The sequence below is a fragment of the Microcoleus sp. D3_18a_C4 genome (assembly GCF_036702415.1).
In the GTDB taxonomy this organism is placed as follows: domain Bacteria; phylum Cyanobacteriota; class Cyanobacteriia; order Cyanobacteriales; family Microcoleaceae; genus Microcoleus.
Genome location: NZ_JAUBTI010000087.1, coordinates 20,852 through 28,687, shown reverse-complemented (window position 1 = coordinate 28,687; position 7,836 = coordinate 20,852). Strand labels below are relative to the sequence as shown.

The window sequence follows — 7,836 nt, the reverse complement described above, 5'->3', positions numbered from 1 at the left end:
CGCCCGTCCAAAAAGGACGGGCGGGACGCCCATCCCACAATAATAATTAAAATTGTAAGTTATTTAATTCGCGATCCTAAGTAAGGCAATGTACTTAAGGCACCCAGTAGCGGAGCGATTTCAGTAAACGTAAATCTGACTTTATCAACCATAATTTACTGCTTTTTCATCTAATCAAGCCTTTGTTAAAACAGCAGCAGCTTCAAAACAGTTGTAGGAGTTTGTGCTAGATAGTTTGCTTTAATTTTCTAGGAAAATTATGTCTGATTATTGGAGTAATTTCGATTGGATAAAATGCAGTAGTAAAAGTTTGTCAGCGTGAGGCAAATGCTTCAGGTGTGGTAGAAGTTCAGCAAGCTGCATAAAAATTTCCCAAGGTTGGTTGTAGAGTAGAGGAATCGGCGGTTGAAACCGCGTCTAGACAAACGATGTCCCTCTCTAAGAGACTAAAGAATAAAGGGTAAAAATTTGGGAAGAAGGACTAAAGTCCTGACTGCGAACCTTTTGAACGTTCGGACATCTGCCGCATTCCCAAAGCCAAGACACTCAAAAACAACAGCCCCACGGCACCAGCTAGCGGATTGCCGTTAACTCCTGTCACCCAGTCGGGAACAGAGCCCGAATATCGCACTAACTGCCCGATGTTAATGATGTAATATCCCCAGATTAAACCTGCATGAAGCCCGATCGACAAACCGAGGCGATTTTGGCGCGATCTTTTTCCCCAAACCAGAATCAAACCCAGCAACAACAACCCCGGAAACTGCGGCCAACTCTGCAGCATGGCCGCGACAGGTTTGATAAAATGAGATAGGGCAAACACCAGGCTATTCGCCCACAGAGATATTTTATAATTGTAATCCCGCTGCAACTCCTCCAGCAACCAACCACGGAATACCAACTCCTCCGCAAAACCGACTCCAAGGGCGCTTAACAGCCCTTCTGCGATGATTCTCGGCAAATTATCAGAATTTTGCCACGCGACTAAGCCGAACAGTCCTTGCACCGCAAATAAGCTGAAAGTGAGCAAAAGCCCGATCGCCAATCCGATTAAAAGCTCAAAACCGTTTTTTCGCGTATTGGTTAAACCGTAACTTTTGAGTAATTGGGTTTGTCCGTAAACCTGTTTTCCCCAGCGCGGCACTAGGAACAGAAACTCAGTAAACAACAATCCCATTGTCAGAATAGTTGCTAGGTTACTATCTTTAACTAAGAGATAAATTGGTGCTGCTAGCGGCAGCCAAATTGCTAGCAAGATTAATAGGAAAATTATCACACGTAAAGGAAATGGATAACTGGCTATTATTTGGAGGCGGTTAATCATTGTTGTGAATGAGTTGAAATTGGGTAAATCGGCTTATTGGTCGGTCGCACTGTCCGACAGGGGTTAAAAACCCCTGTCTCATAGCGAAAGTCCTCTCAAAGAGGACTGAAATTTATCACAATCTAATTTAGGTTGGCAGTCGGTTTTAACTCACATCTTGCACCATTCTCAATTACTTGTTTAGGAACAGGCAAGATGCCTGTTCCACAAAGAATAGATTTTCTTGTGGAACGGGCATCTTGCCCGTTCTTGACAATGGTGCAAGATATCAGTTTTAACCGACTTTTGCTATAAGACGGGGATTTAAATCCCCGGCGGACTTGCGGGTGAATGCGAGAACTTTTGGCTGAGTCAGGATTGAGTAAATCCGAGAGTTAGAATTTGGTAAATCCGAGAGTCAGGCTTGAGTAAATCCGAGAGTTAGAGTTGGATAAATCCGAGAGAATGTACAAAGCAGACAGAGAAAGCTAGAATAGCATTGTATTGGCTGAAACTTTAAACAAAACAGAACTATAAAATAAGGGAACAATGACTGAAGCCTCGGATTTTTCAAATGTCGATCGCGAATTAGATGACACAATTTTAAGCTTCGCAGACATTCAGGCAGAACTCAACCTGCGCCACGCTAAAGATGCTCTGCGAGATATAGTAGAAAATCTCGACTTGACAGTTCAAGAGCGAACTGGACTGGAACCGGAAATTGGCGGGTTGGAGAAAATGCTCGACAAGCTAGAGCGCGCTTGCGTGCAAATAGCTGTGTTTGGGATGGTGGGAAGGGGAAAATCTTCGGTTTTGAACGCGTTGCTAGGTCAAAATGTGTTTGAAACTGGCCCGACTCACGGGGTGACTCGCACGACGACTATTGGGCAGTGGGATGTCGGAGAGGGAATTGATGAGAAGTTGCCCGATAGACTTTCCCCAGTTATTTACCGTTTGTCGCAAGTTGAATTAATCGACACTCCGGGAATAGATGAAGTTGACGGCGAAACTCGCGAACTTTTAGCCCGCCGCGTTGCTCAACAAGCAGATTTGATTTTGTTTGTGGTGGCTGGCGACATTACAAAGGTGGAATACGCAGCACTTTCGCAGTTGCGGGAAGCCGGAAAACCGATGTTATTAGTGTTTAATAAAATTGACCAGTATCCTGATGCAGACAGGCTGGCAATTTATCATAAAATTCGAGACGAGCGCGTCAGAGAATTGTTGTCTCCCGATGAAATTGTGATGGCGGCGGCTTCGCCTTTGACGGCGAGGGCGGTGCGCCGTCCCGACGGCAGTATGGGCGTGCAAATGACTCGCAGTTTGCCACAAGTGCAAGATTTAAAATTAAAGATTTTGGAGATTTTAGACCGAGAAGGCAAATCTTTGGTCGCGCTGAATACGATGCTCTGTGCGGGGGATATTAACGAGCATTTGGTGCAGCGAAAAATGGAGATTCGAGATGACGCGGCTAATCGAATTATCTGGAACGGGGTAATGACTAAAGCTGTGGCGATCGCACTTAATCCAATTACTGTAGTTGATATTCTTAGCGGTGCGGTAATTGATGTGGTGATGATATTAACTTTATCTAAAGTTTACGGCATTGCGATGACGGAAGCGGGCGCGGTGGAATTGCTGCAAAAGATTGCGATTAGTATGGGGGGAATTACGGCCGGTGAATTGTTGGCTAATTTTGGTTTGAGTTCTTTGAAAGGATTGTTGGGTTTGGCGACGCCGGCGACGGGGGGTTTGGCTTTAGGGCCTTATTTGTCTGTGGCGGTGACGCAAGCTGCGATCGCGGGGGTTTCTTCCTACGGTATCGGTCAAGTTACTAAGGCTTATTTGGCTAATGGTGCTTCTTGGGGAGATGATGGGCCAAAGGCTGTGGTGAGCAAGATTTTGTCTTCTTTGGATGAGGATTCTATTTTAAATCGGATTAAGGAAGAGTTGCGGGCTAAGTTGGATTTGGCAAGTGTGGAAAAACAGAAATTTCAGTGATAAGAAGGAAGGCACGACACGGATTTTGACACGGATACACGGATTAATTATCGACAGTGAGTAGTTATTTGTTATTTGTGAGGAACTACCAATAACCAATGCCCGATGTCCAATGCCCGATGCCCAATGCCCGATTCCCGATGCCCGATTCCCGATGCCCAATTTCTAATATTATGTTATTAACCATCTCTACAACTCGCGTACCTGCTACAGATTTAGGTTATTTGCTGCACAAACATCCCGATCGCCATCAATCCTTTCCGATGACTTTCGGGCAAGCCAGCGTGTTTTATCCAGAGGCAAATGCAGAAAGGTGCACGGCGGCTTTACTCTTAGATGTCGATCCGGTTGCTTTGGTGCGGGGCAAGTCGAAATCGGCCGATCGCCCTCTCGAACAATACGTGAACGATCGCCCCTACGTTGCCTCTTCTTTTCTGTCTGTCGCCCTCGCCAAAGTCTTTAGTACAGCTCTATCCGGTCGCTGCAAAGACCGCCCAGAACTCGCAGAAACAGCTATTCCTTTGACAGTTAATCTGTCGGTTTTGCCCTGTCGCGGTGGCGAAAAGTTTCTGCGGCAAATGTTTGAGCCGCTTGGCTATCAAGTCGCAGCAAGACCGCTGATTCTTGACGAGCAATTTCCCGAGTGGGGCGCGAGTCCTTACTTTTCTGTGGAACTGCAAAATACAGTTCGTTTGGCGGATTTGTTAAGCCATCTTTACGTGCTAATTCCCGTGTTGGATGACGACAAACATTATTGGGTGGGCGATGATGAAATCGAGAAATTATTGCATCACGGCGAAGGTTGGTTGAAGGCGCATCCCGCCCGCGAACAAATTGCCAACCGCTATCTGAAACGCCAGCGCCGTCTGACGCGAATTGCTGTAGCGCAGTTAGCAGAAGCAGATAATACTGACCCGGAGGATCTCGAAGTTTCTCACCAGCAAGAAGAGGAAGTTTTAGAACAGCGAATTAGTCTGAACCAACAGCGTTTAGATGCTGTGATGGAGGTTTTAAAAGCCAGCAATGCTAAGCGAGTGGTAGATTTGGGCTGCGGTGAGGGAAAACTGCTGCGATTGCTTTTGAAAGAAAAGGCGATCGAACAAATTACAGGCGTCGATGTGTCCTTTCGGGCTTTGGAAATTGCCAGGGAACGTTTGCAAATCGATCGATTGTCTCTCGCACAGCAATCTCGCATTCAACTAATTCAAAGTTCGCTGATTTATCGGGACAGCCGCTTGAGTGGTTTTGATGCGGCGGCGGTAATTGAAGTGATCGAACATCTGGATTTAGAACGGTTAGCTGCTTTTGAGCGGGTTTTGTTTGAATTTATCCGACCCAAAAGTGCGATCGTCACAACTCCAAATATTGAATATAATGTTAGGTTTGAAAACTTGCCTGCGGGCAAATTTCGCCACCGGGATCACCGCTTTGAATGGACAAGGGCCGAATTTCAAACTTGGGCGAATGGGGTTGCGGAACGGTTTGGGTGTCGGGTAGAGTTTCGTTGTGTGGGAACCGAAGATTTAGAAGTAGGTTCGCCTACGCAAATGGCAATATTTACCATTCCTGCAGCCCTAAAACCGCGTGCCGGCTGGGAGGAAGCGTTTGCAAAAATGGCAGAGCAAAATGATGATGTCCTGCTTGATGAATAATATTATTAAACTATGAAAATCACGATTCCCGAACTATCCCTAGTCGTTCTCATCGGTGCATCCGGTTCCGGCAAATCCACCTTTGCGCGGCAGCATTTCCTACCTACAGAAATCATTTCATCGGATTACTGCCGCGGTCTGGTTTCCGACGACGAAAACAATCAAGCGGCCACCGCTGATGCTTTTGAAGTATTGCATTTAATCGCTGCTAAACGTCTGGCCGCAGGTAAGCTAACTGTGATTGATGCCACCAACGTTCAGCCGGAAAGCCGCAAACCTTTGTTAGAATTAGCCCGAAAATACCATTGCTTTTTGGTTGCTATTGTGCTAGATTTACCAGAAAAATTGTGTGGCGATCGCAATCAACAACGTGCAAACCGCAATTTTGGAAATCATGTAATTCGCCGCCACGTTCAGAATTTAAAGCGATCGCTCAAATCTCTAGATAGGGAAGGATTTCGGTACGTTTACGTCCTCCGTTCTCCAGAGGAAATCGAGGCCGTGGAAGTCGAGAGACAACCGCTGTGGAACAATCGCAAAGACGACTGCGGCCCTTTTGACATCATCGGTGATGTTCACGGATGCTGCGACGAATTGGAACAATTGCTGCAACAGTTGGGCTATCAAATTATCGAAAAATCCAGCGAATCCGATTTGGGGAAATTTCCCACCTACGCGCACCCGGAGGGTCGTAAAGCCGTGTTTTTGGGCGATTTGGTCGATCGGGGCCCGCGCATTCTCGACACCCTCAAACTCGTGCGAAACATGGTACTCGCAGAAACAGCTTTGTGCGTGCCTGGAAATCACGACATCAAACTGCTGCGAAAACTCAACGGCAAAAATGTCAAAATTAACCACGGACTCGAACAAACCTTAGCAGAAATTGCCGCTTTACCCGATGAATTGCGCGAATCAGCAGTACGAGAAATTCGCCAATTTTTAGATAGTTTGATTGGGCATTACGTCCTCGATGGCGGAAAATTAGTCGTCGCCCACGCGGGGATGAAAGCTGAATTTCAGGGACGCGCATCGCGCCGCATTCGAGATTTCGCCTTGTACGGAGAAACAACTGGCGAAATCGATGAATTCGGCTTGCCCGTCCGCTACAATTGGGCCGCCGAATATCGAGGTCAGGCAGCGGTTGTTTACGGACACACCCCCGTTCCAGAAACAGAATGGTTTAACAATACAGTTGATATAGACACGGGCTGCGTTTTCGGGGGCAAACTAACAGCTTTGCGGTATCCCGAAAGAGAATTTGTCAACGTTCCTGCTGCTAGAATTTACTGCGAACCTGCCAAACCGATCCTCTTTCAAGACAGCCAAACTCCACTTAACAATAGAGACATCAATTCACCCGTTATCGATAGCGGTTTGGCGGCAGTGAATATCACCGCCCAACAGCAGTTTGATGACGTACTGGACATTAGCGACGTACTCGGAAAACGCATTATTTCAACTCGCCTGCAAAGTAACATTACGATTAAAGAAGAAAATGCGATCGCAGCCCTAGAAGTAATGAGTCGGTTTGCCGCCAATCCCAAATGGCTGATTTATTTGCCGCCCACAATGTCTCCCGCTGCTACCTCCAAAGAACCAGGACTTTTAGAACATCCAGCCGAAGCATTTAGCTACTACCAACAGCAGGGCATATCGACAGTTGTGTGCGAAGAAAAGCACATGGGTTCCCGTGCAGTTGTTATTGTTTGCCGCGACGCACCGGCAGCTTTACGCCGCTTTGGCATTCTCAGCGAGAGTATTGGCATTTGCTACACCCGCACGGGACGGCATTTTTTCGATAATTCTACCTTAGAAAGAGAATTTTTAGCGCGGGTAAATGTCGCTCTCACTGCGAGCAATTTTTGGGATAAATTTCAAACCGATTGGGTGTGTTTGGACTGCGAATTAATGCCTTGGTCAGCCAAAGCTCAAGGTTTATTGAAAGAGCAATACGCCGCCGTGGGAACAGCATCTCGTCACGGGTTTGCGGAGGCGATTAAGAACTTAGAACAGGCAAAGCAGCGGGGAGTTGAAATTAATTCTTTGCTAACCAGCTATCAAGAACGAGCCGAACTAGCCGATCGCTATGTTAATGCCTATCAGCGCTACTGCTGGCCAGTTAAATCGCTCTCAGACCTCAAATTAGCACCTTTCCACATCTTGGCAACCGAGGGAACTGTTCACACTGACAAAAATCACTGTTGGCACATGGAACAGATTTCACAAATTTGTAAATCTGACCCGGAATTCCTGTTAGCTACTGAATACAAAATAGTTGAAATTGCAGATTTTGACAGCCAATTGGCGGGGATTCAATGGTGGGAAAAACTGACGGCGGCGGGAGGCGAAGGAATGGTTGTTAAACCAATGGATTTTATTGTGAAAAATAGCAAAGGACTTGTACAGCCTGCGGTCAAATGTCGGGGTAAAGAGTATTTGCGAATTATTTACGGTCTGGAATATTCTTTGCCGGAACATTTAGAAAAATTGCGATCGCGCGGACTTTCCGGCAAGCGTTCTTTGGCGTTGCGAGAGTTTGCTCTCGGTGTAGAAGCATTGGAGAGATTTGTTGCGGGTGCTCCTTTGAGACAAGTTCACGAGTGCGTTTTCGGAGTTTTAGCGATGGAGAGCGAACCTGTCGATCCGAGGCTGTAATCTGAAGTTAGAAAGCAGGCGAAAATCTCGATTTGACAGTAATCTGGCAGGGGTTTAAACCCCTGCCTCCAAGCTAAATTTGTCTGAAGATAGTTTAACAAATTATTAGGAAAACAACCAATTACCAATTACCAATTATTACTGTAAGCTAATACGCATTTAAATTGCATGGGAAAATAAAATTTCCTTCTTGTGGGGTGGGCCGAAGAGCCCGCCCTCAACATA

The 7,836-nt window shown here is 46.4% G+C and carries 4 protein-coding genes; 3 read left to right on the top strand and 1 reads right to left on the bottom strand.

The window, feature by feature from the left end; genetic code table 11:
• Window positions 1-481: 481 nt before the first annotated feature.
• A complete protein-coding gene (locus QUB16_RS26225) occupies window positions 482-1,324 on the bottom strand; it encodes a CPBP family intramembrane glutamic endopeptidase (protein WP_333320685.1) in 843 nt (280 codons plus the stop codon).
• A gap of 528 nt (window positions 1,325-1,852) precedes the next feature.
• Between QUB16_RS26225 and QUB16_RS26220 the strand changes: the two genes are divergently transcribed.
• The 3 genes from QUB16_RS26220 (at window position 1,853) to QUB16_RS26210 (ending at window position 7,611) form a co-directional block, all read left to right on the top strand.
• Complete coding sequence (locus QUB16_RS26220; protein ID WP_333320683.1) at window positions 1,853-3,304, top strand: GTP-binding protein; 1,452 nt, start codon at window positions 1,853-1,855, stop codon at window positions 3,302-3,304.
• Between the two features lie 173 nt (window positions 3,305-3,477).
• The gene (locus tag QUB16_RS26215; RefSeq protein WP_333320681.1) at window positions 3,478-4,956 is read left to right on the top strand and encodes a 3' terminal RNA ribose 2'-O-methyltransferase Hen1; all 1,479 of its coding nucleotides are present in this window, start codon (window positions 3,478-3,480) and stop codon (window positions 4,954-4,956) included.
• Window positions 4,957-4,968: 12 nt separating this feature from the next.
• Window positions 4,969-7,611, top strand: coding sequence for a polynucleotide kinase-phosphatase (locus tag QUB16_RS26210; protein WP_333320679.1), 2,643 nt, complete (start codon window positions 4,969-4,971; stop codon window positions 7,609-7,611).
• The last annotated feature ends 225 nt before the right edge of the window (window positions 7,612-7,836 follow it).